The sequence below is a fragment of the Pseudoalteromonas sp. S3178 genome (genome assembly GCF_005886985.1).
Taxonomy (GTDB): domain Bacteria; phylum Pseudomonadota; class Gammaproteobacteria; order Enterobacterales; family Alteromonadaceae; genus Pseudoalteromonas; species Pseudoalteromonas carrageenovora.
Window position 1 is genome coordinate 1 of record NZ_PNCW01000197.1, and the last position, 358, is coordinate 358.

Here is a 358-nt window from a genome sequence, read left to right on the forward strand (position 1 = left end):
CGATTGGTAGCTGAGAAAAGTCCCCGTTCACTTTGCCCTTCACTCCTTGCGACCAGTTCACTTGTCCTGCTATTTGCGCTTGCGCTTATTCAAGCTGAAGCTTGGCTTTAGCAAGTGTAAATGCTTGTAGTCAACCTTGCCCTTCAAGTGTCGCGGTGACATCACCAAACTGCACTGTATTAACATGGATTGAGCCTGATAAATTGTATTTTGAGGCATCTCCGCTCAAGCCGAGTGTTGCACCTTTTAAAGTTGTGGACCCTGACGGAATGACTAACTTATCTATTTGACCCTGTAACTCAAAAGGCCAGTTTGTCGTTGTCAAATCCGCATGGGCTTGCAGTTTTGCAAACGCCAT

At 46.1% G+C, this 358-nt stretch carries 1 protein-coding gene; it reads right to left on the reverse strand.

Going from position 1 to position 358, the window contains the following annotated elements:
• Positions 1-130: 130 nt before the first annotated feature.
• Positions 131-358 (reverse strand): hypothetical protein (locus tag CWC11_RS23430; RefSeq protein ID WP_249330788.1); only part of this gene is annotated, 228 nt, incomplete at its 5' end.